This window comes from Methylobacterium sp. CM6244 (genome assembly GCF_054817885.1).
The window spans coordinates 468,076-493,875 of record NZ_CM139247.1; the positions used below are offsets into that span (position 1 = coordinate 468,076).

The 25,800-nt window shown below is 65.0% G+C and carries 24 protein-coding genes; 8 read left to right on the top strand and 16 right to left on the bottom strand.

Annotated elements, in window-relative coordinates; translation table 11 throughout:
• Positions 1-269: 269 nt before the first annotated feature.
• Together ACYQML_RS02190 and ACYQML_RS02195 are read right to left on the bottom strand one after the other, a co-directional pair.
• Positions 270-2,516, bottom strand: coding sequence for a beta strand repeat-containing protein (locus ACYQML_RS02190; RefSeq protein ID WP_461234557.1), 2,247 nt, complete (start codon positions 2,514-2,516; stop codon positions 270-272).
• 281 nt (positions 2,517-2,797) lie between these two features.
• Positions 2,798-4,228 carry a TAXI family TRAP transporter solute-binding subunit gene (locus ACYQML_RS02195; protein WP_056422006.1) on the bottom strand — a complete coding sequence of 477 codons (1,431 nt, stop codon included), beginning with the start codon at positions 4,226-4,228 and terminating at the stop codon, positions 2,798-2,800.
• An 89-nt stretch (positions 4,229-4,317) separates the two neighbouring features.
• Between ACYQML_RS02195 and ACYQML_RS02200 the strand changes: the two genes are divergently transcribed.
• The 3 genes from ACYQML_RS02200 (at position 4,318) to ACYQML_RS02210 (ending at position 8,044) form a co-directional block, all read left to right on the top strand.
• Entirely contained in the window at positions 4,318-4,941 is a 624-nt protein-coding gene (locus ACYQML_RS02200) for a RecX family transcriptional regulator (protein ID WP_461234558.1), read from the top strand.
• A 305-nt stretch (positions 4,942-5,246) separates the two neighbouring features.
• A complete protein-coding gene (locus tag ACYQML_RS02205) occupies positions 5,247-6,461 on the top strand; it encodes a putative DNA modification/repair radical SAM protein (RefSeq protein ID WP_056422010.1) in 1,215 nt (404 codons plus the stop codon).
• Positions 6,461-8,044 carry a UdgX family uracil-DNA binding protein gene (locus ACYQML_RS02210; protein ID WP_461234559.1) on the top strand — a complete coding sequence of 528 codons (1,584 nt, stop codon included), beginning with the start codon at positions 6,461-6,463 and terminating at the stop codon, positions 8,042-8,044. The genes ACYQML_RS02205 and ACYQML_RS02210 overlap by 1 nt, the downstream gene beginning before the upstream one ends.
• Before the next feature lie 318 nt (positions 8,045-8,362).
• On the opposite strand, the gene ACYQML_RS02215 is transcribed toward ACYQML_RS02210, so the two are convergent.
• The 4 genes from ACYQML_RS02215 to ACYQML_RS02230 all read right to left on the bottom strand — a co-directional run bounded on the left by ACYQML_RS02215 (position 8,363) and on the right by ACYQML_RS02230 (position 13,241).
• Entirely contained in the window at positions 8,363-8,512 is a 150-nt protein-coding gene (locus tag ACYQML_RS02215; protein ID WP_461234560.1) for a hypothetical protein, read from the bottom strand.
• An 875-nt stretch (positions 8,513-9,387) separates the two neighbouring features.
• On the bottom strand, positions 9,388-10,074 hold the full coding sequence (locus ACYQML_RS02220; RefSeq protein WP_461234561.1) for a YoaK family protein: 687 nt from the start codon (positions 10,072-10,074) through the stop codon (positions 9,388-9,390).
• Between the two features lie 189 nt (positions 10,075-10,263).
• On the bottom strand, positions 10,264-10,782 hold the full coding sequence (locus ACYQML_RS02225) for a Ros/MucR family transcriptional regulator (RefSeq protein WP_461234562.1): 519 nt from the start codon (positions 10,780-10,782) through the stop codon (positions 10,264-10,266).
• Between the two features lie 452 nt (positions 10,783-11,234).
• Positions 11,235-13,241, bottom strand: a complete 2,007-nt coding sequence (locus ACYQML_RS02230; RefSeq protein WP_461234563.1) for an OPT family oligopeptide transporter — start codon at positions 13,239-13,241, stop codon at positions 11,235-11,237.
• 470 nt (positions 13,242-13,711) lie between these two features.
• Between ACYQML_RS02230 and ACYQML_RS02235 the strand changes: the two genes are divergently transcribed.
• Genes ACYQML_RS02235 through ACYQML_RS02245 form a run of 3 tightly spaced genes read left to right on the top strand, consistent with a single transcriptional unit; the run spans position 13,712 to position 16,155 of the window.
• Positions 13,712-14,668 (top strand): methyltransferase, encoded by a 957-nt coding sequence (locus tag ACYQML_RS02235; RefSeq protein WP_461234564.1) that lies wholly within the window; start codon positions 13,712-13,714, stop codon positions 14,666-14,668.
• A gap of 18 nt (positions 14,669-14,686) precedes the next feature.
• Positions 14,687-15,634: an L-histidine N(alpha)-methyltransferase gene (egtD, locus tag ACYQML_RS02240; RefSeq protein WP_461234565.1), complete on the top strand. Its 948-nt coding sequence runs from the start codon at positions 14,687-14,689 to the stop codon at positions 15,632-15,634.
• A 26-nt stretch (positions 15,635-15,660) separates the two neighbouring features.
• Positions 15,661-16,155, top strand: a complete 495-nt coding sequence (locus ACYQML_RS02245) for a DUF2243 domain-containing protein (protein ID WP_461234566.1) — start codon at positions 15,661-15,663, stop codon at positions 16,153-16,155.
• Positions 16,156-16,234: 79 nt separating this feature from the next.
• On the opposite strand, the gene ACYQML_RS02250 is transcribed toward ACYQML_RS02245, so the two are convergent.
• The 8 genes from ACYQML_RS02250 to ACYQML_RS02285 all read right to left on the bottom strand — a co-directional run bounded on the left by ACYQML_RS02250 (position 16,235) and on the right by ACYQML_RS02285 (position 21,327).
• The gene (locus ACYQML_RS02250) at positions 16,235-16,594 is read right to left on the bottom strand and encodes a hypothetical protein (protein ID WP_461222175.1); all 360 of its coding nucleotides are present in this window, start codon (positions 16,592-16,594) and stop codon (positions 16,235-16,237) included.
• A 148-nt stretch (positions 16,595-16,742) separates the two neighbouring features.
• Complete coding sequence (locus ACYQML_RS02255; protein WP_056422029.1) at positions 16,743-17,063, bottom strand: hypothetical protein; 321 nt, start codon at positions 17,061-17,063, stop codon at positions 16,743-16,745.
• Positions 17,064-17,108: 45 nt separating this feature from the next.
• A complete protein-coding gene (locus ACYQML_RS02260) occupies positions 17,109-17,327 on the bottom strand; it encodes a hypothetical protein (protein WP_056422031.1) in 219 nt (72 codons plus the stop codon).
• The gene (locus ACYQML_RS02265) at positions 17,327-17,512 is read right to left on the bottom strand and encodes a hypothetical protein (RefSeq protein WP_246748098.1); all 186 of its coding nucleotides are present in this window, start codon (positions 17,510-17,512) and stop codon (positions 17,327-17,329) included. The genes ACYQML_RS02260 and ACYQML_RS02265 overlap by 1 nt, the downstream gene beginning before the upstream one ends.
• A gap of 311 nt (positions 17,513-17,823) precedes the next feature.
• Positions 17,824-18,684, bottom strand: coding sequence for an SDR family oxidoreductase (locus ACYQML_RS02270; protein ID WP_461234567.1), 861 nt, complete (start codon positions 18,682-18,684; stop codon positions 17,824-17,826).
• Between the two features lie 269 nt (positions 18,685-18,953).
• On the bottom strand, positions 18,954-19,475 hold the full coding sequence (locus ACYQML_RS02275) for a hypothetical protein (protein ID WP_461234568.1): 522 nt from the start codon (positions 19,473-19,475) through the stop codon (positions 18,954-18,956).
• Positions 19,476-19,486: 11 nt separating this feature from the next.
• Positions 19,487-20,641 carry a zinc-dependent alcohol dehydrogenase gene (locus tag ACYQML_RS02280; protein WP_461234569.1) on the bottom strand — a complete coding sequence of 385 codons (1,155 nt, stop codon included), beginning with the start codon at positions 20,639-20,641 and terminating at the stop codon, positions 19,487-19,489.
• 176 nt (positions 20,642-20,817) lie between these two features.
• Positions 20,818-21,327: a ferritin-like domain-containing protein gene (locus ACYQML_RS02285; protein WP_311275753.1), complete on the bottom strand. Its 510-nt coding sequence runs from the start codon at positions 21,325-21,327 to the stop codon at positions 20,818-20,820.
• Between the two features lie 531 nt (positions 21,328-21,858).
• Between ACYQML_RS02285 and ACYQML_RS02290 the strand changes: the two genes are divergently transcribed.
• Complete coding sequence (locus ACYQML_RS02290) at positions 21,859-22,008, top strand: hypothetical protein (protein ID WP_156467615.1); 150 nt, start codon at positions 21,859-21,861, stop codon at positions 22,006-22,008.
• A gap of 134 nt (positions 22,009-22,142) precedes the next feature.
• Here ACYQML_RS02290 and ACYQML_RS02295 read toward each other — a convergent pair whose 3' ends face one another.
• Positions 22,143-22,481, bottom strand: a complete 339-nt coding sequence (locus tag ACYQML_RS02295; protein WP_056422045.1) for a hypothetical protein — start codon at positions 22,479-22,481, stop codon at positions 22,143-22,145.
• A 261-nt stretch (positions 22,482-22,742) separates the two neighbouring features.
• On the bottom strand, positions 22,743-23,009 hold the full coding sequence (locus tag ACYQML_RS02300; RefSeq protein WP_056423210.1) for a hypothetical protein: 267 nt from the start codon (positions 23,007-23,009) through the stop codon (positions 22,743-22,745).
• A gap of 577 nt (positions 23,010-23,586) precedes the next feature.
• Between ACYQML_RS02300 and ACYQML_RS02305 the strand changes: the two genes are divergently transcribed.
• Positions 23,587-25,527 (top strand): methyl-accepting chemotaxis protein, encoded by a 1,941-nt coding sequence (locus tag ACYQML_RS02305; RefSeq protein WP_461234570.1) that lies wholly within the window; start codon positions 23,587-23,589, stop codon positions 25,525-25,527.
• The last annotated feature ends 273 nt before the right edge of the window (positions 25,528-25,800 follow it).

Here is a 25,800-nt window from a genome sequence, read left to right on the forward strand (position 1 = left end):
GACAGCAGCCCCTTCCTTGGATCGAGCTACGGCATTCACACATTTCGCGGGCTGCACAGCTGTGCCCTCCTCCCCGGCGGATCTCGGGCCTGCCCGAAATCCGTCGAGCTTGTGAGAGGAGACTGGAGGTGGGTGTAGTTGGGTGCCCCTTCTGCCGCCGAGGCTGGCGGAGCCACCCCCACTCCTAACCTCTCCCCACAAGGGGGAGAGGGACGCGGTCCGCCCGAAAAAGCGGATGGGTGAATCCAGTAGCCTGGATCGAGAGCGGATCAGACCACGAACGATCCGTTGTCCAGGGTCTGCTGGCCCTGCAGCAGAACGGCGAAGTCCGCCGCTCCATCTCCGTTCGTGTCACCCTGGATGAGGGTGTTGCCGCCACCGAACTTCGTGCGCAGTTCGCCTGCCTGACCCGAGAAGGCATCCGTTCCGACGAACTGGAAGCCCTGATCTCCTGCCTGTCCGAAGTCCGCATCGATCCCGCTGAGGTCGATACGATCGCCTTCGGCGAAATCGAAGTCCTTGATGATGTCGCGTCCGGAAACCGCGACGTCACTGTCGGTGATGGCATTGAACACGAAGGTATCGGCGCCGTCACGGCCGTAGAGGAGATCACGGCCATCGTCGCCGTCGATCACGTTGTCGCCGGAGTTGCCGAAGATCTGATTCCGGATCTCGTTTCCGTTGGCAGTCAGATCGTCGGTCCCGGTGAGCACGAGCTTTTCGGTATTGGCGTCCATCGTCTTGCTGACAGACGAGCGGATCGTGTCGAAGCCTTCGAACGACTCCTCGATGACGCGATCGCCCTCGCTGTCGATCACGTACGTGTCGTTCCCGATGCCGCCCAGCATCGTATCGGCTCCGGTACCGCCCAGCAGCGTATCGTCGCCATCACGACCCACGAGGGTATCGTCCCCGCCGCCGCCGCTCAAACGGTTGTCTGCGTCGTTGCCGGTGAGACGATTGTTCAGATCGTTGCCGCTGCCGCTCAGCTCGCCATTCTCTTTTAGGACGAGGTTTTCGACATCAGCGGACAAAGTATAGCTCAGAGAAGAGCGAACCGTGTCGTTACCACCGCCCGCCAGCTCGATGACCTGATCGCCCGTGTCGTCCACGAGGAACATGTCATCACCAACGCCACCGTCCATGACGTCGCCGCCTGCGCCACCGATGAGAAGATCGTTGCCAGCGCCACCGGTGAGACGATCGTTCCCGGCTCCCCCATCCAGCCGGTTGTCGGCGATATTGCCGGTGATGCTGTTGTCCAGCGCGTTACCGGTGCCGTCGACGGCGCCCATCCCGGTGAGGACGAGGTTTTCGATCGTGTCGGGCAGGGTGTAGGTGATGGAGGACAGAACGGTGTCGGTTCCTTCATCGGCGCCTTCGACCACCGTGTCGCCGAGGGAATCGACGATGTAGCTGTCGTTGCCGAGACCGCCGATCATGGTGTCGTTACCGGCACCGCCGACGAGGAAGTCGTTACCGGTGCCGGCCGTGATCGTGTCGTTGCCCTGGCCTGCGTTGTAATAGAAGTCCTGCCCGGCGCGGAAGGGCGGGAAGAACGTCAGCGCGTCGTCACCGTTGGTCCCGAGCACGACGCCCTCGAACGTGTTACCGCGCTGTGTGCCCGAAACGAGGTCGCGGACGTCGAAGGTGATGCCCTGCGTTCCGCCGACGAAGGTGATGCCCTCATCGTCGTAGCGGGAGATGGGCCCCGTCAGATTGCCGTCGGCATCCTCCGCCTGGACGCGGACCGCGAGCCCGCCATCCTGGTTGGTCAGGCTGCCGGCATCGTTGGTGTTGCCGTTGCCCACCTCGGCCGAGGTGAAGGTCAGGCGCACGTTGCCGGCACCGCCGTCGGCGCGATCGAACCGGACGGTGTCGTTGCCGTCGCCGAGATTCACCTGGTCACTGCCGTCGGTGGCGATGCTGACGCCGAAAGTATCGTCGCCGTCGCCGCCGAAGACGGTGTCGATCCCGGAGCCGCCACCGATCGTGTCGTTGCCGCCGCCCGTCGAGATGACGTTGTCGCCGCCGCCGCCATAGACGACATCGTCGGCCGATCCGGTGGTGAGCGTGTCGTTTCCGTTTCCACCCGTCAGCTGCGCCCGGACATTGCCGGTATCGACGACATTGTCGCCGGTGTCGGACAGGTTGAAGTTCACCGACTCGAAGCCATAGATCACGGTACCGTCGGATGCCCTGCCCGTGCCATTCTCATCGAGCGTCAAGCTGATCGGGGTTCCCGAGCCGACGACCGGTCCGTTGAAATTGAAATTCACCGACAGGGAATCATTGCCCTCGCCGCCGACCAACCGATCGAGCTTGCCGCCGGTCACCGTGTCGTCGCCCGATCCGGCGCGAACGACATCACGCACAGGATTGATCGAACCTGCGAAGATGTTTGCGGGGCGATCGACCGAGTCGATCGTATCGTTGCCGCCGAGGCCATTGATGGTGTCTTCGTCTTCGGTGCCGTTCAGGACGTTGTCGCCGTTATCGCCATTGATCGTAGCCATTGCGTCGTCTCCCTTACGCGCTGCCTGAGATGCGTGTGCGGCTCGCAGGCTTGCGGTCGGGCTGGTACGGATGGCTAACCACGAAGGTTTCAGAATTCGAAAATAATATCCGGCGACCCCTGATCTTATCTCTTGTTAAGCGTGGCAGTTTACTCCCACGAGAGAATGAGATGAATTCTACGCATTGGATGGATTAAAACGAAGATTGCTCACGAACGGCAGCCGCTAGCGCTCGTTCCCCGTGTTCCGCCGGCAGCGGAGCAACCACATCGTCACCGCCGCTATTCCGCCGCCGGCCGATCCAGCCTGAGGAGACGCGCGGACCGCGTCCGCAGGGGCCGGCGCTCGGGCTCGGCGCCGGTGACGAGGGAACGGCGGGCATCCGCGATGGCGCCGTGCACCGCATCGATGGCCAGGATCAGGGCGTTCATCGCGCGGGTGTCGACATTGCGCTCGCGGGCATGCTGAACGACGTCGGTGACGAGATCGTCGGTCTCGCGAACGAGGCCGTCGAGCTGCTCCCTCGTGGTCGCCGAGCGGATGTCCCTGAGGATGTCGAGCAGCCGGTCGAGGACCACGTCCACCCGCTCGCGGCGCTGGCGGGCGAGGCGCTGGCCGAGCCAGGCGATGCCGGAGCCGATCGTGCCGCCGAAGAAGGCGAGGAGGTAGACGTAATCCTCGTAGCGTTCGAACAGGGTCTGCTGCTCACGCTCGAAATAATCGACCGCCCCCGGATGGTTGGGCAGGCGGGCGCTGGTGGCGGCCACCGACGTCTCGAAATCCGGAGCCTTCATCAGGTTGGCGATGGGGGCGTTGGGCGCGAGTTTCGAGCGCCATTCGAACAGGTGCTGGGTCACGGACGCCACCGAGTAGCGGCTCACCGCGCCCCGCGCCATCAGCCGGTAGGAGGCGCCCACCGTCTTCACGTCCTCATCCGGGCGCTTGGGCCGGCCGCCGAACGTACCCGCTGGGATCGTCGCCGATTGCAGTTCCGGCATGCGCTGCACGATCGCGTCGCCATCGGGCACGGAGACGATGGTGATCTTCTTCTCGTGGGAGGCCATCTCCACCGCCCGCACCGTGGAAATCGCGGCCTTCGAGGTCGGGGCCGCGATGACGGCGACGGCGTCCACGGTGCCGGCCTGCAGAGCGGCCGTGACCTCGCCGGGCTTGAGCGGCACGAGGGCGATATGGCTGGCGGCGAGCGTCTGACCGGGTTCGGGCGCCGGCACGGCCGTGAAATCGTAGAAGGCGAGGAGATTGGTGACGAAGGGCCGGTCGGCGGCGTGGCGCTCGACGATGCCGAGGCGCTTCTTCGCAAGGTCGGGGAAGCTCTCGATCTCGCTCGCTTCTGGCGTGGCGATGAGCAGCGTCTCCTCATGCAGGAGGGCCAAGGTCAGGCCGTTATCGGGCAGGAACACGTCGGGTCGGACCACGGCGAGGTCGGCGCGACCCGCCTGGAGCGCCGCGGCGCTGTCGCGCACGTCGTCATAGGTCCGCACGTTGAGGCGCACGTCCTCCCGTGCCCGGCTCAAGGCCTGGGCGTAGGTTTCGAGCAATTGCGCCTCGGCCCCATCGCGAGGACCGACCGCCACCGTGAGAACGGTCGGGCGCGACAGGTAGACCACGGCGGCCGCCAGGACGGCGAAGCCGAGGCCGAGCGCGACCAGGAGCCACTCGCGCTTCAGGAGGAATGCCGGCATGACATGCATGCGTCCTCTCGGGGTAAGACAGGAAACCGGTTCACGGTCGAGACGATGCGCGACATGATCCTGAAACCTGTCCGAAGCGTGATGAACCGATGAACGCTCGAAACGTTGCAGCGGGACGGCCTGGGCCCTCTCGTGAGGCAAAAGCTACGCCCCGCGGGGCAAAACCTACGCCGCCGGTCACGGCGGCGTATCTGGAGCGCGTCGCCCTGCACTATCTGGAGCGCTACAGCGCCTCCGTGGCGATGCTGCGCCAGACCTTGGAGCGCCGGGTCGCCAAGAGGTGCCGGCTCCGGGACGAAGACCCGGCCGCCTTCGCCGAAACCATTGCCGCCATCGTGGAGCGCGCCCGTTCCTCCGGCCTCGTGGACGATGCCCGGTTCACCGCCGCGCGGGCCGCGACCCTGCGCCGGCGCGGGACCTCCGCCCGCGGCCTCGCGGCCAAGCTCGCCGCCAAGGGGGTCGACCGGACGCTGATCGCCGAAACCCTGGAGACCGAGCGCGACCGGGGCGAGGAGGAAGGCACCAATGCGGAAGAGGTGGCGGCCCGCGCCTATGCCAAGCGCCGCCGCCTCGGCCCGTTCCGCCGCCCCGACCTCCGTGCCGCCCACCGCGACAAGGATCTCGCCTCGATGGCGCGGGCCGGGTTCTCGTACGGATTGGCGAAGACGATCGTCGACGAGGAGGTGAATGCGGAGGACGGGCTCGACCGGTGATGGAGGTATCTCCGTCAGCCGAGCCGTTCTTCCCCTCTCCTCGCGTGCGGGGAGAGGGCTTCATGCCCCCTCGTCGGGGCATGAAGCGAGGCGGCAGCCGAAGGTGAGGGGCCGAGCCGTACAAGCCTCATCCGGATTCACCCCCTCACCCCCGCTTCGGCTTTCGCCTCCGCTCGCCGCATGGACGACAAGGTCCATGCGGCCCTCTCCCCGCCCGGCGGGGAGAGGGGACAGCACCCTGCGGCATTTCCGACCCAGCCCGACAAAAACTTGAACGAAACACGAACGACGCGCATGTCCCTGTCATGGACGAGACCCTCGCCAAGAAGCTGCGCATCCTGGCCGATGCCGCGAAATACGATGCGTCCTGCTCCTCGTCGGGGGCACCCAAACGGGTGGCGGGCAAGGGCGAACTCGGCTCGACCACCGGGGCCGGCATCTGCCACGCCTACACGCCGGACGGACGCTGCATCTCGCTCCTGAAGATCCTGCTGACCAATTACTGCCTGTTCGATTGCGCGTATTGCGTGAACCGGCGCTCCTCTAACGTCGCTCGCGCCAAATTCACCGTCGAGGAGGTCGTGACCCTCACGGTGGAGTTCTACAAGCGCAACTATATCGAGGGTCTGTTCCTCTCCTCGGGCATCATCAAGTCGCCCGACCACACGATGGAATTGCTGACGCGGGTGGCCAAGTCCCTTAGGCGCGACCACGGCTTTCGCGGCTATATCCACCTGAAATCGATCCCGGAGGCGAGCCCGTGGCTGGTGGAGGAGGCGGGGCTCTATGCCGACCGGCTCTCGATCAACCTCGAACTCCCCACCGATGCCAGCCTGCACCGGCTGGCGCCGGAGAAGAACGGCCCGGTCATCCAGAACGCGATGAAGCAGATCGGCGCGCGGATCACCGAGGCGAAGGCGGAGAAGCGCCGGTTCTCGCCCGCCGGCCAGTCGACGCAGGTCATCGTCGGCGCGGACACCACCACCGACGAGGCGCTGATCCGCAAGAGCGCCCTTCTCTACGGTTCGTTCAACCTGAAGCGGGTCTATTACTCGGCCTTCAGCCCGATCCCCGACGGCTCCGCCATCCTGCCGCTGAAATCCCCGCCGCTTCAGCGCGAGCACCGGCTTTACCAAGCCGATTGGCTGATCCGGTATTACGATTTCTCCGCCGACGACGTGGCGGATGCCGCCGAAGACGGGATGTTTTCTCTCGACATCGACCCGAAACTGGCCTGGGCCCTGAAGCACCGGGGGCGTTTCCCCGTGGACGTGAACGCCGCCGACCGCGAGATGCTGCTGCGGGTGCCGGGCCTCGGTGCGCGTGCCGTCGACAAGATCGTGAAGGCGCGCCGTCATACACGGCTGCGCCTGGACGACGTCGCCCGTCTCACCTCCGGCCTGAAACGGGCCCGCCCGTTCCTGATCGCCGCCGATTATCACCCGGGCCCCGGCGGTACCGACCGGCTGGACCTGCGCGCCAAGCTCGTCGAGCCGGCGCGGCAGCTGAGCCTGTTCTGATGGACCGCGATGGTGAGCACCACCCTCCCCCCTCTGCGGGGGAGGGTGCCTGCGGAGCAGGCGGGAGAGGGGACGACCTCTCCGGACGTGGCGCTCCCCTCTCCCGACCCTCGCTCACGCGAGGGCCACCCTCCCCCGTAGAGGGGGGAGGGTCGGGTGGATCACTCCAAACGATCACCCTCCGCGAGGGCGCCGATCTCGACGGGTTCCGCACCGCAGCGCGCCGGCTCGCCGCTGCATCGGTCCCGCCCGATAGAGTAGTCTGGTCCATCGGGCAGGCCCCCGGCCTGTTCGGACAGGTCTCCCAGCCAGAATTCGGCTCCGATGCGCCACTAAGCCTGCCGCGCGCGGTGGCCGACCTGATCCGCATGGTCGTCCCGCACCGCGACCCCGAGCGCTACGCCCTGCTCTACACCCTGATCTGGCGCATCACGCACGGCGAACGCGGCCTGCTGGAGGTGGGAAGCGACCCGCTGGTCCATCGGCTCGACCGGATGCGCAAGGCCATCGCCCGCGACCTGCACAAGATGCACGCCTTCCTGCGGTTCCGGCGGATTGAGGCCGACGGTGTCGAGCGCTTCGTCGCCTGGTTCGAGCCGGACCATCACATCCTGGAGGCAGCAACTACGTTCTTCGTCTCGCGTTTCCGGTCGTTGCACTGGACGATCCTCACGCCGGACGGCTCCGCCCATTGGGATGGGGAGACCCTGACCTTCGGCCCGCCGGGACGACGCGAGGATGCGCCCGAGGCGGATGGATTCGAGGCCGGCTGGCGCGATTATTATGAGAGCACGTTCAACCCCGCCCGTACCAACCTCGCCGCCATGCGGGCGGAGATGCCGAAGAAGTATTGGCGCAACATGCCGGAAACAGCGGCGATCCCCGGCCTCGTCCGCGCCGCCTCAGCCCGCACGGAAGCCATGATCGAACGGGAGCCGCAGATGCCGACCAAGCGTAACCCCGCCAAGGCCGTCGCCGCCATGTCCGACCAGGATCCCACCTCCCTGGAGGAGCTCAACGCCATCATCCGGCGCTCGGAGCCCCTGGTGCCGGGCGCGACCCAGGCCGTCCTCGGCGAAGGCCCTGCCCATGCCGCCATCGCCTTCGTCGGCGAGCAGCCGGGCGACCAGGAGGATCGGCAGGGCCGCCCCTTCGTGGGACCGGCCGGGCAGCTCCTGTCCCGCGCCATGGCGGATGCGGGCATCCAGCGGAACGCGGCCTACCTCACCAATGCGGTCAAGCATTTCAAGTTCGAGGAGCGCGGCAAGCGCCGCATCCACCAGAAGCCCACCGCCGGCGAGGTGAGCCATTACCGCTGGTGGCTCGACCGGGAGCTGGATTTCGTGGCCCCCAGACTCGTCGTGGCCCTGGGCGCCACCGCCGTTCTGGCACTGACGGGCAAGGCGATCCCCATCACCCGCGCCCGCGGCCCGGCCTCCTTCGGCAAGCCCTATGAGGGCTTCATCACCGTGCACCCCTCCTACCTCCTGCGCCTCCCCGACGAAGCCAAGGAAGACGCCTACGCGGCCTTCGTGGCCGACCTGAAACGGGTCGGGGATCTGGCGCGCACGCTGGGGGGATAGCGGCTTGGCCACGGGATCCGGCTCTACGATCGATGACCTTGCCCTAGCTGCGGGTACGACCTGCGCATTCGGGTGTCACGGGTCCACCTGAGATGCCCCGGGTGGGATAGAAAAGTCTGATGACCGGAGCGACCCCGGAAGAAGGATCGTCCACCCGAGTGGACGTCACGCAGCGACCCAGCCAGAGCATGGCGTGTCGGACCGTCACCCGACGATCGGCAGCATGACGCGATGCGGGATCGGGACATACCGACCAAGAGACCTTGCCGACCAAAAGATCTTGGCTCCTCATCCCTGATCTCTGAGGATTGTGAGGCTTCAGGAAGAGAGGGTGTCCGGATCCTCGGCCTCCTCTCGTAAATTGGCCTCCCGGTACGGAAATGCGAGCACGAACCGCGTGCCGGGCTGCAGATCCTGCCATTCCGGTTGACCGCCGAGTTGGCGACCGAGCCCGGTGATCACCGTCATGCCGAGGCTCTTCGACCGCGAGATGGTTCGAGATGACCGGTTGCCCGGTCTGAAAGGCGTAACCGGATGGGCTCGCCGCATCGGCCCCCGTCCTTGCGATACCGACGATTCCGGGCTTCCAGCCGATCCCCGCCTGCACCACGAATTGATGCTCGGCGGGCAAGTATTCCATGATCTTGCAATACCGGCTCCGGAGCCCCTGCGCGCAGACCCGCGTCGCCTCCTGCAGGAGCGTATCGATGAATCGCGTCCTGAGCGCGAACAACCCGAACTCGGCGGTGAGTTCCTGCTGGCGAAGCCGGTAGGCCAGCTGCTCCGCGGCCCCGCCTCCCTGCTCCATGGGCACCCCCGGAGGCGTCGATCGATCTGCCGTCATGTCCGGCTTTCTTCCCAGCAGGGCCGCGGCCTCAAACAGCCAAGGCTTTCCCTGCGATCCCAGTGTGATCTCACGAGATGTGACTCGTCGAGCGCCCTCGATTCACGCGGTCGTGCCTCCATCAAACTCTTCAGACGCCGCGGGGATGCATGGTGGCGGACAGACGGTTTCCACGGGCAGGCACGGCATGCTTGCGCCGTCGCCTGGATTGTTTCCGCGAGGATTCGGGATTGCGAAAAGTCGCGAAGGCCGGACCCGAGGGGGTTCGAGAGGAGACGATCCCGCATTCCCGATCCGGGCCAGTCGCCCGACGGGGAGTTTGCCTTCTGCTAACCGAAGCGGTGCATCCTGATGTCGAGCCAAGTTGCGTATCGGCTCCCGTCGTGTGGACACGACACGATGCACCCCGCCGACCCCGTGAGCAGATCGGGGCGGCGGGGCTGCTTCAGGATAAAACGACCGTCGACCTCGCCCCTGACCACGCAGCCGCCGCGTCCCGTCACGCGTTCGGGCTTCGCACGGGGATCATCATCAATCCGGTCAGGATGAGGGCCGGCACGAAGATCGACCAGAAAGACAGGGCCGCCACGCCGAAAGCCCCGGCCAACGCCCCCACGGCGAAAGCCAGCACGGCCGAGAGCGTCCGCTTCAGGCGGGTATTGGTCTGAGCAGTGGCCCGCGCGCCGCAAAAGCGATCGGTCAGATCGATCACGGCGTGCGTGACATTCACGGTCATCACGGTCGTCGCCGCCAGATGACCGATGACGAGACGGCCGATCCCGTTCTGAATGCCCATGGCGGCGACGCCCAGCATGCCCACGGTGATCGCCGCGATGCCGTCCGGCGATCCGAGGGGCGACAGGGCGATGCCCGCAACCGCGAAGGCGATGAGAACGGCAGCCTCGAGGGCCAGCAAAGGCCGAAGCGGCGCCACCCCTCTCCGCTCCAGGACCAGGGTGACCAGTCGTGTCAGGGCGACGGCCAGGATGAAAACCGGCAGCGCCAGCAGTTTGGCGATGACGCCGCTCGATGTGGACATCAGCTCCGCACCGATGAGCACGAAATTGCCGGTGACATGCGCCGTGAAGAGGCCGGTGAGGGCGATGAAGGCGGCGGCGTCCACGAACCCCGCGGTGAAGGCCAGGCCGGCACCGATCAAGGTGTCTCCATGATCCCGAACGGGCATTCCGCGCCTCTGATCTTCCCGGGCCTTTGATTTTCCTGGGCCTTTGATTTTCCCCGTGCGCAAGGCCTGCCGAAGGCGAGCGCGCTCACCTTCGGATCGGCGTCACTCGAAGCCGATCGCGCAACCGGCTCGGGCCTGTCGCGTGCGGATCGGCTTCGACCGGGCCTCGGCTCAGGCCGAACGTGTCCCTCAGGCGGTCGCGGCCTTGCGCGGACGGCCCGCCCGCTTCGGCTTCTCGGATACCGGAGCGTCGTCCTGAACGACCGTCTCCTCCGGTTCGGGCGCAGGGGCCCGGCGCGGCTGCCCGAGGCCGAGCGACCGGGCGAGTTCCGAGCGTTGCGCCGAGTAGCTCGCGGAGGTCATCGGGTAATCCGGCGGCAGGCCGTATTTCGCCCGGTAGGCTTCGGGGCTGAGACCACGGAGGGTCAGATGGCGGCGCAGCGTCTTGTAGGGCTTGCCGTCTTCGAAGCTGATCAGAGCGTCCGGGGAAATCGATTTCTTGATCTGCGCCGGTGTCGCCTTTTCGATCTTGTCGGTCTCGGTTGCCTCCGATCCTCCGGAAGCCAGACCACTGATCGCGGCGTGAACGTTGTTTAGCAGATCAGGCAGCGCGCTTGCAGGTATCGAGTTGTTGGAGACGTAGGCGGATACGAGGTCGGCCGTGAGTTCGATATAATCGGCCTGAAATTCTTGGGCATCATCGCTCATGTGGTAGGTACTCCTGCCAATCCATCAACGGCTATAGATTGACTTCGGCGAGAATGACAATCTTTCAAGAGCTATAATTCCTTGGGCAGGAACCGTTGGTATAAAACCGGACAGAACGCTGTTTTTCAGTCATCGCACACAAACATTTATTAACGAATGTCTTATTTTCGCCTCATATAATCAGTGCCTATCGCATAATACTGACTTTTACCGGAAAAGACTTTTCCACATTTTTCAATTCTCTCACGACACAAAAGCAAATCGCCAGAATGCATATTGAATTACAATGCGATTGAAATGATAGCCTTGATCGCGCGGTGAAGTGGAAAACATGACACTCAAGTAAAACTGCGCCGCACCGCCCCGGATAATGGTCGATCCGCAAGTCCGGCGGCGAGGTTTCGAAAAGGGGCCCGGTGCGGCACGGGAGCCCGATGACGAGAGCGCGCCGGTCAGCGCGGAGAGCGGGATACGACCCCGTAGAAGATCCCGATCGCGATCAGAAACACGGCGAGGCCCGCCGTTTCGGTGACGGTGGACAACTCGGGACCGGCGATCGTCAGGGAGGCGCTGCGTCCGGTGACGGTATCGGCGGCGGCGAGCAGGACGCCGACGAAACTCTCGCCCACGAGAAAGCCCGATGCGAGCAGGATTCCACGGCGACGCACGGCCTCATAGGCGGGCTCGGCCCCCTCCCCCTCGAAGCGCTTCCGGAACGACCGCTCGCTCAGCCACGCGATCACGCCTCCGATCGCAATCGTCACCACCACGTTCAGCGGAAGATAGATGCCGATTCCCACCGTGAGGGCCGGGAACACGCGCCCGCTTCGGCGCAGCCGCGCCTCCACGGCGACGAGGGCGGCGCCAAGCCCCATACCCGTCAGCACCATGTTCCAGGGCAGCTCGCCGTGAACGATGCCGCTGGCGATCTGCGTCATCAGCGCCGCCTGAGGCGCCGGCAGGGCCATGCTCGCATCCATGCCGTCTCGCGGCAGGGCGCCGACGAACCCGTAAGCGTTGTAGAGGAGCGCCAGCAGGGGACCGATCACCAGGGAGCCGACGCCGACGCCCGCGACCAGCACCGCCTCCTGCCGCCAGGGCGTGGCGTCCACGAGTTGGCCGGTCTTCAGATCCTGCAGGTTGTCGTTGGCGATCGACGCCATGGTGACGATGACCGAGGCGACCAGAAGTGCCAGGCCGATGACGAAACGGTCGCCTTCGGGTCCCGCGCTCCGTCCGATGAGGAGGGGCAGCAGGAGAGCCACCAGCATGGTGGTGAGAATGCCGATCCCCGAGATCGGGCTCGACGACGAGCCGAGGAGGCCCGCGAGATAGCCGCAGGCCGCAGCCATGAGGAAGCCGAACCCCGCGGCGAACAGCGTCGCCACCACGATCAGCACGGGATAGAGCGCGCCGAGTTCGGCCCCGGCCGAAAACTGGCCGAGCAGGAGCGCCATCGGCAGCATGAGGGTCACGGCCGCTCCGCCGACCCAGGTGATCGGAATGTCCCGCTCCTGGCGCGGCAGGTCGCGCAGGCCCCCATGGCTGCCGCGAGCCGATGTCAGGGCGGCGCGGATGCTCGCCAGGAGCGGCCGCGCCAGCGTCGCCACGGTCCAGGCCCCGCCGACCGCGATGATCCCGGCTCCGATCAGGCGGACGCGGCCCGACCACACCGCCTCGGCGGCCGCGCCCGGGTCCATCCCCTCCCCCTGCCCGAGGGCCGTCAGGACCGGGACCGCCACACCCCAGGCGATGATCACGCCGGTCAGCAACGCGAGGCAGGCACCGATGCCGACGAGGTAGCCGACGCCGACGAGGGCAAGGGAAAAGCCGGTCCCGAGCCGGAACACGGCCCCACCGGCCTGCAGGGTGGTGTGGAGGCCCTCGCCGAGGACGCGCAAGCCGCTCGTCGCGACTGCGATCAGAGCCGCCGCCCCTCCGGCGCGGAGCAGATCGCGCAGACCGTGCCGGCTGCCGTCTCCGTCCTCGGTTCCGGCACCGGCCTTCAGCACCTCGGCGGCGGCCACGCCTTCGGGAAACGGCAGCCCGGCCTCGGCCACGAGCGCCCGCCGCAGCGGGATCGAAAAGGCGACGCCGAGCAAGCCGCCAACGAGGCAGACCCCTCCGGTTTGCCAGAAGGGAAATCCCTGCCAATGGCCGATCAGCACGAGGCCGGGCAGGACCAGGATGACGTTGCAGAGCGTGCCGGCGGCCGAGGCCTGCGTCTGCACGATGTTGTTCTCGAGAATCGAGGTCTCGCCGAACAACCGCAGCAGGCCCATCGACAGCATCGCGGCGGGAATCGATGACGAGAACGTCATGCCGGTCTTCAGGCCCATATAGACGTTGGCGGCCATGAACACGATTGTGATGGCCGCTCCGAGCACCAGGCCTCGGAGGGTCAATTCCCGGAAACGCCGCTCTTCTCCGTGAAGCTGTCGGCCGGTCCGCGCGTCCATCGATCATGCCTCATCGGCCCATCGGGCTCGTCATCGGTGAGTGAAGCGGCGGCGCGCGATACGTCCGGGATGGCGCTCTTCGGGGCATCGGCCTCGTCAGAACCCCATCCAGTATCAGGCAAGGCGCCTCGATTAACATCTGCATAATGCTTGATCGAAGTTAGTTTTAACCGAGGTTACCAATGCAACGCCGCTATAACCAGGAACAACCACAGTCAAGCCCGGTTGTGGTCGCGTATATCCAGCCTGGATCAAGCCCCATCGACGCAACATTGGCCGAACACGGATCGCCTTTCCTTTCGGACGCCGCCCGCTGGTGAACCGAGATCTACGCCGCCCAAGAGGGGGCCAGCGCGTCCACCCGCGCGACGAGCCCGACGGCCAGCGAATGAGGAACCCGACACGGGCGGATGCGCGATCCGGCTCCGACGCGAAAAGATGGGCCGAACCCGGCAAACAGACCATGGGAGATGACCGGAGTGCAGAGTGTGGGACCTGAAACGGAGGACGCCCTCGTCGATCTCATCCGCACGGTGCGGGACACGGGCTACACGTTCACGACCGTGACGCCGGCGAGCCATGCCCGCGTCAATGCACGCCCGGACGCGGCGCGCGCCCGCCACCTGCGCGACGTCCTCGGCTGGAGCCGCCCGTTCTCGGACGACGCCGTGCCGTCGGACGTTCTCGCCGCCCTGCAACGGGCGGGCGTCGTCGACAGCGAGGGTGAGTTCCGGCGCGCCACGATCCGCCTCTCGAGCCTAGACGACGAACTCTTCCTGCACTCGGCCTATCCGCCCGATTCGACGGACGCGGTCTTCTTCGGCCCCGATACGATGCGCTTCGTCTCCGCCGTCATCGCTCATCTCGCCCAACGCGAGAAACCGGTTCACCGGGCCGTCGATATCGGCTCGGGATCGGGAGCGGCCGGGATCGCCATCGCCAAGCGCGCCGCGGGCGCCGAAGTACTCCTCGTCGACATCAATCCGGCCGCCCTGCAGGCCGGCCGGATCAATGCCCGGGCCGCCGGGGTCGCCGGCATCGAGCCGAGACGGAGCAACCTCCTCGACGACGTCGAGGGCGATTTCGACCTCATCGTCTCCAACCCGCCCTTCATGATCGACCGGAGCGGCCGCACCTACCGCCATGGTGGGGGCGCCTTCGGCGAAGGGCTGTCACAGGCCGTGGTCGAGGCGGCGGCCGAACGCCTGGCACCGGGGGGCAGCCTCGTTCTGTTCACCGGCTCCGTCATCGTCGATGGCGCCGATCCCTTCCGCGACGCCGCGTTGGCGACCTGTGAACGACACGGGCTGCGCACGCAGTATCGCGAGTTCGATCCGGATGCTTACGGAGAGGAACTCGAGGACCCGGCCTATGCCGAGGCCGATCGCATCGCCCTGGTGGTGTTGACGGCGACGCGCCCAGCCTGAACCGAGGAAGGCCCTTCCATGATCGATGGTGACGCCGCCCTGTCCCCGAACCAGGCCGACCTGCTGCGGGAGGTTCTGGCGGGACTGGCGCAGCCGCAGAAGCGTCTTCCCGGCAAGCTCCTGTGGGACGAGACCGGCTCCGACCTGTTCGACCGCATCTGCAGCAGCGGCGATTACTATCCCACGCGAACCGAGATGGCGCTGTTGCCGTCCGTATCGGCCGAAATCGCCCCCCTGATCGGACCCGGCGCCACCATCGTCGAATTCGGCAGCGGAGCGAGCCGCAAGATCCGCACCCTGCTCGACGCCCTCGACCGGCCGGCGCGCTTCATCGCCATCGACATTTCGGGGGATTATCTCGACGCCGCGATCCGGCGGCTCGCTCGCGATTATCCGCAGATCGAGATGATCCCGGTCTGCGCCGATTACTCCGAACCGGTCCGGCTACCGGTCGACCTGTCGGGAGGGCCGGTGCTCGGGTTCTTTCCCGGCACCAGCATCGGCAATTTCACGCCCGCCGAGGCCGAACTGTTCCTGGGGCGGGCACGCGCCACCCTGGGGCCGAGCCGTTTTCTCATCGGGGCCGACCCCAACCGGGACGCGGACCGCCTGCGCCGCGCCTATGGCGATGCCGACGGGCTGATGCCGGCCCTGCACCGCAACCTCCTCAAAAGGCTGAACCGGGAGTTCGACGCCGATTTCGACCTGGACAACTTCCGGCACGAACCCCGCATCCTGCCCGATCCTTTCCGGGTGGAAGCGCATCTGGTGGCGCAGGAGCCGGGCCGCTACCTACTCGCGGGGACGGAGATCCGGTTCCGGGCCGGCGAGAGCATCCACACCGACAACTCGCACAAATACGCGCCCGATACGTTCCGGACACTTGCCGAGCGCGCCGGGTGGCGGCCGGAGCGGGTCTGGCTCGACCGAGCGGGCCTCTTCAGCCTTCACCTGTTCGCCGCCTGATTTCCCCCAGATCACCCGGACATCCCATGACAAGCGACGATGCGCGTCCGACCGGCTTCCCGCTCTCGGCGGCCATTCTCTTCGGCCTCGGTATCGGCGGGTTCTTCGATGGAATCGTGCTCCACCAGATCCTGCAATGGCATCACATGCTCAGCAGCGCCGGATATCCCGCGGACAGCGTCGAGAACCTGCAGATCAACACGCTCTGGGACGGTCTGTTTCACGCCTGCACCTATCTCTTCACCCTCGCCGGGCTGTTCGTGCTGTGGCGTTACTCGCGGCAGAACCATCTCCGATGGTCTGGCTGGCTGCTTCCGGGCGGCATCCTGATGGGCTTCGGGATCTTCAATCTCGTGGAGGGGACGATCAATCACCATCTCCTCGGCCTTCACCACGTCAACGAGACCGTGCCACGGGCGCAGTGGGTCTATTGGGACGTCGGCTTCCTGCTATGGGGCGCGGCGATGCTCGTCGCCGGCTGGGTCCTGTACCGACGCGGTCGGGCTCACACCGCGGTATAGGCGACCTCGCACAGCGATGTAGGCGGGCTCGCGTAGCGACTTAGGATTGCCAGCCTCAGCTTCCGTCGATGCCCTCGCGTCAGGTCCGAAAGAGATACAGCGAACCGCCGATCACCACGGCCGCGAGCACCACGAGGCCGATATAGAGCGGCATGACCCAGGAATCGCGTCCCGTCGCCCGGGCGGTGGCCTGAACCCTTGGCGAGGCCGCCTCCGTGCCCCGCGCCATCGCGATCCGTTCCTTCGAGGGCGTATTCCCGGCGGCCTCGTCATCGGTGCCAAGCGGCGAAAGGCCGACATCGTAATGGGGGATCTTGTCACCCGTCCTGCCGGAATCGATGTCGGCTTTCAGCATCGCGCTGGTGGGGCGATCGGAATCCGCAGGCGATTCGACCGCGAGGTCGGCGGGCGGCGGAGGCGTCTCGGATCGTAGGCCCATGAGAAAACTCCACTGGCGGTTCATGGCCCGCACACGCGACGCCACCTCGTGCTCGACGTCCCAGCGTCGAGGCAGCGGGGGCCGGATCGCCCCCGCTGCCTCGTGAAGACCGGAGCACCATTGGCTAGGTGAACGATCGAAACGGGTTTTAGTCCCGGTCCTGGCTTTTCAGGCTGCTTTCTCCGCCCGAAAGATCGGTCTTCGGATTGGCCAGGCCGCTCGTATTCCCGGAAACACCGGATTCGATGGCATCCGGGGGGATTTCGCGGTTGGCCGCGTGATCCTGGTATTGCTCGGTCTGGACCGTCTTGCTGTCCAATCCGCGCTGGTCGGTATGCCGAGACTTGTCGCGGTTACTCAAGACCATGTTCTCTTCGAGGATTCCCTCGGGCAGATCCGTCATCGCGCCCGTTCCGGTGCCCTTGCCCTGAGCACCCGGCCCCATGGAATGGCGATCGGCCTTGGCCATGAAACATCTCCTCCTGTGTCCGAGTTCGAAGCCCGATATCGCCGCTCAATGCGAGCGGTGACCGCCCTTCCCTTCCGCGTCATGCGCGTGGTGGCGGTCGCGCTCGCCGCCGCCGCCCGACACATGCGAGATGGGATCGTTGGTGGGACTGCCCGGGCGCGGGCCGCGATCCGGTTCGGACCGAGGTTCCGTGGCATCCTGGTGGCTGCTACCGGGCCCGCCATGATGACGATCGGCAGCCGGAGTTTTCTTCGAGGTGCTCATCAGCGGTCCTGTTGATAGCCTTGATGCGTCGTGTTGACCTTGGAATTTCCGGCCTGGCCCATCTTGTCGGGATTCTGCGTCTGGGCGGAGCCCTTGGGTGCCGTCGACACGGGCGCCTCCGGCGCGCTGCCGGGCCCCTTGTCGGATTGGTTGGCAGGTGGAACGGGTGGCGGCTTAGCAGTCATTCGGTACACCTATCGAATAGCGTTGCCTTGCAGAGAGAACGATTCATCGCATTGTCAGTTCCGATATTTATCGCTGGCAAATCATCGCGAAGCCTGAACCATATTTGTCTGCATGTTTACTGTCAGAGGCAGGCAGTAAGTTCCAGCCGTGGGTTCATCGACTGACGCAGGAATGCAGGCGGCACGACGAAGCCGCCTGCTACCGCCGCGATGGCGGCAGGAATCTTTCGTGGGCCTCGCGAACGGTAAAGCCCTCGGGGCAGCGTTTGGGGCTGCCTCCGAAGTCCGGTCCATCCGAGACGGGGTGCCCCTCAGATGATCGGCTTGCCTCCGGTCACCGCGACGGTGGCGCCGGAGACGTAGCTCGCTTCCGAGCCTGCCAACATCACATAGACGGGGGCGAGTTCGCAGGGCTGCCCCGGTCGCTTCATCGGCACCTGCGATCCGAAGCTCTTCACCTTCTCCAACGGCATGGTGGCAGGGATGAGCGGCGTCCAGATCGGACCCGGAGCCACGCAATTCACCCGGATGTCCCGTTCGGCCAGCATCTGGGCCAGACCGCCGGTGAAGTTCTGGATCGCCCCTTTGGTGGTCGCATAGGCCAGGAGCTGCGGGCTCGGCGTATCGGCATTGACCGAGGTCGTGTTGATGATGGAACTTCCGGGCTTCATATGCGGGAGCGCGGCTTTCACCAGGTAGAACATCGCGTGGATATTGGTCGCGAAGGTAATCTCCCATTCTTCGTCGGAGATGTCCTCGGGGCTGGCGAATGTCTTCTGGTGGGCCGCGTTGTTGACCAGGATATCGACCTGGCCGAACTCGGAGACGGCTGTCTCGACGATGGCGCGGCAATGCCGGGGATCCTTCACATCACCCGCCATCCGCACCGCCTTGCGACCGGCGGACTCGATCAGCCGGCAGGTCTCGTCGGCATCCTCATGCTCGTCATAATAGCTCACCAGGACATCCGCCCCTTCGCGGGCGTAGGCCAGGGCCACGGCCCGCCCGATGCCGCTATCGGCGCCGGTGATGATCGCCTTGCGACCGGAAAGGCGCCCCGACCCTTTGTAATGCGCCTCGCCGTAATCCGGGCGCGGGTCCATATCGGCATCGCGGCCCGGTGGCGTCAGGGGCCGCTGATTCTCGAATGGCGGCTTCGGGAAATCGGTCATCTCAAGCGATCCTTGCAAGAACAATCATATCTGCGTTGGCGGCGCATGAGGTGACCGCAAGCTTTATCCGCCAAAACGGCAAAGCCATCAAAAGCCATTATCCATTCTTATTCAGAAACGATGGCGAGAATACACAGCATTAACAAAAACAATAGCCATGGCGCCCTGGGTTCTGCTGTCGATCACCTCACTCGATGGGACAATTCATGGCGAAGGCTATTGTTTCGACAGCGAAGACGGTTTTAAAAGTCAGGCCGTTTTATCGATGCTCACCCACCACGCCGCCGCGTATGGCGGCTGCCGTCCTTTGACGACATCAGGCGGAAGGCCAGGACACCGAGGGCCAGAACGGCCCCTGAAACCGCGGCTTTCCTGACCAGCCCGGCACGGTTGTGTCGGAGTTCCGAACGGAAACCCATCTCGGCGGGAATGTTCGGAACGGTACCGCGACCGAAATCCTGCACCAGACCTTCGACGACATTCACCCGGTCGGCCGCCATCAGCATCAACCAATGGGCCCATTCGGACTCACTGTATTTGAAGGCCTGACGCCGCATGGCGCCACTGACGCCGCTCGGCGGTGTCGAGGTGCCGAACACCGCCGTGAGGTTGTTCCGCTCGATGGATTGCAGGATCTCGACCGTCTGTCGCTGTTGCGGCGGCCGCGGCCAGTTCATCCCGCCCTTGTCGTCGCGCGATCGGTCGCGCATCGGGTAGGTCGGGTCGTTCTCCGGATTGGCATCGGCACCCCAGCCGGGGATCTTGGATGGGTCGATCGGAAGGTTTCGCATGTCGGTCTTCCTCACCCGCGCGCCGAAGGGGGGACGAGTACGGGCTTGATGCATCCGTCGAGCTTGGCCGAGAAGATGTGATACGCGTCTGCGATCTCCTCCAGAGGCACCTTGTGCGTGATCAATGCTTTCGGGTTCAGGCGTCCGGCCTCGATATGCTCGATCAATCTCGGCAGGAGGCGCTTCACCGAGGCCTGGTTGGCCCGGATCGTAATGCCCTTGTTCACGACATTGCCGATGGGGATGAGGTTGCCCGTGGGACCGTAGACGCCCACGATCGACACGACGCCGCCCTTCTTCACCGAATTGATCGCCCAATGGAGTGCGGTCGCGGCACCCGCCTCGAGCTTCAACTTCGTACCGAGGAGGGTATGCAGGGCGCTGCCCGCCGCGTCGCCGCCGACGGCATCGATGCAGACATCGGCACCGAGGGAATCGGTGGTCTTCTTCAGGAAGACGACGGGATCGTCCATCGAGCGGAAGTTGTAGACTTCGGCGGGACAATAAGTCCTCGCGAAATCGAGCCGATAGTCGATGTGGTCGATGACGATCACACGTCCGGCACCGAACAGCCACGCACACCGGGCCGCCATGATCCCGACGGGACCGGCACCGAAAACCACCACCGTGTCGCCCGGCTGAATGCCGGCCATCTTGGCCGCCTGGTACCCTGTCGGCACGACATCGGTGAGAAGCACCGCGTCGTCGAGATCCATCGTCGATGGGATCTTGCAGGGGCCAATATCGGCATAGGGGACACGGACATACTCCGCCTGCCCCCCATCGTAGCCGCCGGCCGTGTGCGAATAGCCATAGATGCCTCCGAGCGCGCTCGCCTGCGGGTTGGCTTCATGGCAATTGCCGAAGAGACCCTGCCGGCAGAAATGACATTGGCCGCAGGCGATGTTGAACGGGACGATCACGTGGTCGCCGACCGAGAGGTTGCCGACCTGCGAGCCGACCTCCTCGACGACACCGATGAATTCATGGCCGAAGGTCATGCCCACCCGGGTATCGGGAACGAGGCCATGGTAGAGATGAAGGTCCGAGCCGCAGATGCAGGTGCGGGTCACCCGCACGACGGCATCCTGGACATGTTCGCAGACCGGAACCGGCTTCCTGTCGACCCGAACCCTGTAGGGCCCGCGATAGTTCATCGCCAACATGTCTCGGATCCTCCCCTGAATCCTGATCCCTGGACCGTCCGCGGAGGCTCCCCGCGCCGACGACTCTCAGCCAAGCCGGACGGTATTCGGCTCACACGGATTGGCGCCGAGCTTCCACCGTTCGCCAGGGCGATCGTCGACCCCATGGCGCCTGGCGAATACTCAGCGCCCAGTATTCAGCGGTCGGCTTTTTCGTCGGATGCGCTGAGTTCCAGATAGCGCAACGTCGTCGGCTGGATGAGCTCGGCGACGGTCTTCGCCATGGCCTGCTCCTCCCTCAGGGATTGCTCGAATGCGGTGCGGTGCGCACTCTGCCCGGCGGCATCCCCGATGGTCACCAGCGAGGTATAGGCCGCGATCTCGAAATTCTCGAAGGCATGATTGGCGAAGGTGTTCTTCAGGATTTCGTCCTGAGCCGGCACGTGCCCCAGCGCCATCATGTTGCCGACGAAGCCGAGGAACCCTTCCTTGATCGCCGAGGGGCCATCGCCGAGGGATGACAGCGCCTCTTCGAGCCGGTCACGCTGGCCATGCGTCTCTTGGATATGGCGACGCAACGCCGCTTCCATTTCAGGATAGCGCTGCAGGCGTTCGACCTGCCTTTCCATAATCTGAAGCGCCTGCAACTCCAGGGCATGCGTGTTCTTCAGGGCAGTAACATAGATGGAGCGCGGGTCGAGTGCCATGTAGACTGTCTCCGAATATTAAACTGTGTTATGTCTCGATTGGACGAAATCCTTGTCTCTCTAACTGTTGACGCTGAAGCCGGTTGCTTAAAGCCTCGCTCAAAATGCGGATACGCTTGCTCGGTGCCCATAAGCCGCAGCGAATGCGATCTCATTTCCTGAGACATCCTTGAGCGGATCGAGCTTGGCCGGGCCGGGCCGGGGTCGCTCGTCGTTGCGACATCGCCGGTCTCGCCACCTCGCTCCAAAAGCGAGCCGGAAGGCGGCACATGCGCCGACGACTTGCACCGACAGCCAGAGGCGGAGAGCTTACCCGCATCGGATCGGCGAAGAGGTCGGAATGGCTCAGGCGAGAGGGAGGCCGGCGGTGTCGATCGGACTCGCGACGTCAGCGCGCATTCCGTGATCGCGCAACGGCTTAGCCCGGCTTCAAATATCAGTAAGGCTCGCGCGGGGGATGACGCAAGGCGCGCACTGGAACGCTTCCGATCCAAGGGGCTTTGCTCCCTGCAACGACGAGGGAGCACATCCGTGAAGACAGCCGACACACCGCAGCCTGGCGCCGATCTGCAGCCCATCGACACTCCGCCGGCTGCCCCCGAAAAGCCTGAGCGGCAGCCGCCCTCGATCCCGGAGGAAGACGATCCGGAGATCGAAAAGACAGAAGAGCAGCCGAGCTGACTCCGCATCCTTCATCGGTGTGTTCAACGCGCGAAGCCCCGGACCTCTCGGGTCGCCGGGGCTTCGTCACATTCGCTCAACCTGCGGTCACCGGGGCGCACAGTCGAACCGTGCGCCCGACAACCCTCCACGTTCTACGGACGGATACCGATCTCGGAGGGATGGCGCAGGCCGTGCCGGATGCCGTTCGGCAGGAAGGCCGAACTGGTCATCGCCGCCATCGGCGACATCAGATGCCAATGCGCCGCATCCCGAGGAGTGCCGCTCGATCCGCAGCGTGACGACGGCCGGCTCGCCAGCGTCCCGCCCATCGCGGCTTCCAAGGCCTGCAGGGCCTTCGCGATACGGTCGGGGATTTCCCCCTCGACCGGCGGAAAGGCCTTCGCCATGGCCCGGTCGACGCCGTCCCTGAACGGCATAGCCTCGCTGGCATGGCTGCGAAGCTGCCAGATATTGAGCGGGTTGTCGTTCATGGGGTAAAACTGTCGGCTACGGCGCCGGTTCGCTGACGGGCAGTCCATCTGCCCGCGAAACTGCTTAAGTCCCCATCTTTCACTTAGTTCACATTCTCATCCGAGAAAGCAAAAAAAGCCGCCCGAGGGGCGGCCTTTCTGCGCGACGATCCGTGTTTGAGCCGGACTTCAGACACTCATCAGAACGCTTGCCGAACTCACCAGCGTCGCTGCCAGCATGAGGGTGGCGGCGGCCGCCATGGCGTATGAGAAGATCTTCATTCAGCAGCGATTCCCGCCCGAGGTCTGACCATATTGCTGGACCGGAAAGTTCTGCTGGTTCGCATTGCCTTCGGCGGCGGAGCTCATAGGACAGGTGGCCGGGTTGCGCCCGGCATTGCCGTCGCGGAGACCGAGAGACCCCGTGGCCTCGACGTCGTAGGCATTGAACGAGCTGTAACGGGTCGGGCGCTCGAAAGCCATCGCGGACGAGATCGAAGCAGCGCCAAGAACAAACGCAGTGGCGATAGCGGCGATACGGGTCTTCATCTGTATTACGAGCTCCTAATTAACGCCGATTCCGAACAACTCGGCTCGTTCGTCTTGTGTTATTTGAATATGGGGCAGCAATCTCATTCCTGACGTGCTGAGCCGCACTCAGCATCGCGGATTAGACCCGGCTACTCTTCTGTCGGTGATATACCAGAGGCAAAACAACTGCTTGGCCGCCGCGCGACCGGCGACCGAAGAGGACGAGCGGGTCGCGAGGCCGATGAGGCTCGACGATGTCAGCCGACGGCGCGACATCGTCACCCTGGCCCCAGCGGACCGGACCGGGAGGAGCGAGCCGGACGGTTTCGGAGGGGAGCCGGATGTCGCGACGACGAGGATCGACCACGAGGCTGCGGAGAAAAGCTTTCACGTCCCGTCTCCATCGAACGTCGAACGCAGACTCCCTGGTACGAAATGCCTCACGCGGCCCGTCCATCTTCAGCGAGCGCCGGGCTCGAAAGCTGAAGGATGACTTGTTTTCATTTAACCAAGTCGTGCCAAGGGTAGCGGAACGCCACCGATGCTACAGGGAATGAGACCTGTGTTATTTTTCGATGCAGACCGCCGCGCGCTCATGACCGCGATAGACGAGTCCAGCGCTCGGGTCGAATTCAACCCAGACGGCATAGTATTGAATGCCAATCCGCTCTTCCTCGATGCGATGGGATATTCCCTCTCCGAGTTGAAGGGTCGGCATCATTCACTCTTGGTTTCTTCCGAAGATCAGAAAAGCGACGATTACCGGTTGTTCTGGGAGGCCTTGCGCCGCGGCGAAGCACAGACGCGCGAGTTCAAGCGCATAGCCAAGCATGAGCGCGAGGTATGGATCCAGGCGACTTACTATCCCGTGTTGGACCGCGCCGGGAAGGTCAGCCGAATTGTCAAGTTTGCGACCGATGTCACCGCTCAAGTGTTGCGCAACATCGAACATGACGGGCAACTCGACGCCCTCCATCGCTCGCAGGCCGTGATCGAGTTTGCCCTCGACGGTACCATCCTGACCGCCAACGCGAACTTCCTGTCGGCGATGGGCTACACGCTCGAGGAGATCGGCGGGCGGCATCACAGCCTCTTCGTCGACCCGTCGGAGCGGGTGGGCGCCGCCTACCGCGAATTCTGGACGTCGCTCGCCCGTGGCGAGTTTCGTTCCGGCGAGTTCAAACGGATCGCCAAGGGCGACCGCGAAGTATGGATTCAGGCGACCTACAACCCGATCCGCGACCGGAACGGGGTCCCGATCAAGGTGGTGAAATTCGCCAGCGACATCACCCGGCAGAAGCTGCAGACCGCCGATGCCATGGGGCAGCTGGAGGCCGTCAATCGGTCCCAGGCGGTGATCGAGTTCGCGTCGGACGGCACGGTCCTCGACGCCAACGAGAACTTCCTGAACGCGGTCGGTTACCAATTGGACGACATAAGGGGGCGCCCGCATGCCATGTTCGTCGAGCCCAGCTATGCGCGGACGCCGGATTACGCCGCCTTCTGGGACCGCCTGCGGGCAGGACAATTTTCCTCCGGCATGTTCCAGCGCTTCGGCAAGGGAGGCCGCTCGGTCTGGATCCAGGCGAGCTACAACCCGATCTTCGATCCCAGCGGCCGGCTGACCAAGATCGTCAAATACGCCTCGGACGTCACCGCCAACATGGAGGCGCGATCCGTCGCGGTCGAGGCGGCGGAGCGGACCCTCGACCACGTCCAGTCCGTCACCGACGCCGCCGACGCCATGAACGCGTCCGCGGAGGCCATTTCCCGCAGCATGGCCCAGTCCAAGACGGTGGTGGACGACATCCACGGGCGTGCCGGCGAAGCGGATGCCGCCACCGAGCGGCTGCGAACCGCCACCGAGGCCATGGGCGGCGTCGCCTCGGTCATCGCCGGCATCGCCCAGCAGATCAATCTGCTGGCACTCAATGCGACGATCGAGGCGGCGCGGGCCGGCAGCGCGGGGCGCGGCTTCGCGGTGGTCGCGACCGAGGTCAAGAGCCTCGCCAGTCAGGCGGCCTCCGCCACGAACCGGATCAGCAGCGAGATCGCCGGCATGCAGGCGGTCTCCACCGAAGTGGCGGCGACCCTGGCCTCCATCACGCAGGCGATCGGGACGATCAGCACGCATGTGGCCGGAGTCACCGAGTCGGTGAATGAGCAGGCACGGACGACGGGGGACATCCTGGTCAGCATGCGGCAAGCGGCCGATGGCGTGTCGAGCATCAGCACGGGCCTCGACAATTGGACCGTCGGCATGGAGGAACGCCGCGGAGAGCGCCGGAGGCGCGTCCTGCTGCCGGCCCATATCCACCTCCCCGGCGGCGAACGCATCGCGTGTTCGGTCCGCGACCTGTCGGAGGGAGGCGCGCGGTTGCATGTGTCGCGACGCGCCGACGTTCCCGACCGGTTCGCCGTCACCATCGACGAGAACGGACGCCGGTTCGATTGTGAAGTCCGGCATCGCTCGGGCGCGGGCTTGAACGTTCAGTTCCGCGACGCCACGGAGACGAGCCTCGACCGCGTGGCGTGACGCCGACGCCTCAGGGCGTTCCGCGCCGGGCCGGCCATCCCGACACGCTTCGGGGGCCCGTCCGGCGGCGGGATGGCCGATATCTGTGTCCGCGGCGCAACAGGACGGGGGCTTTCGCGCCCAGTGAGAAGCAGGGCGTCCCGGCGGGTAAGGCCGGCCGGCAAGATGTTTCCGACAGAAACACAAGGGCTTGATCCGTCGGGGGCAGGACATTTTAGAAATCATATAAACTATTGACGTGCTTGCATAATTTTGAATCCACCCGCTTGTTTC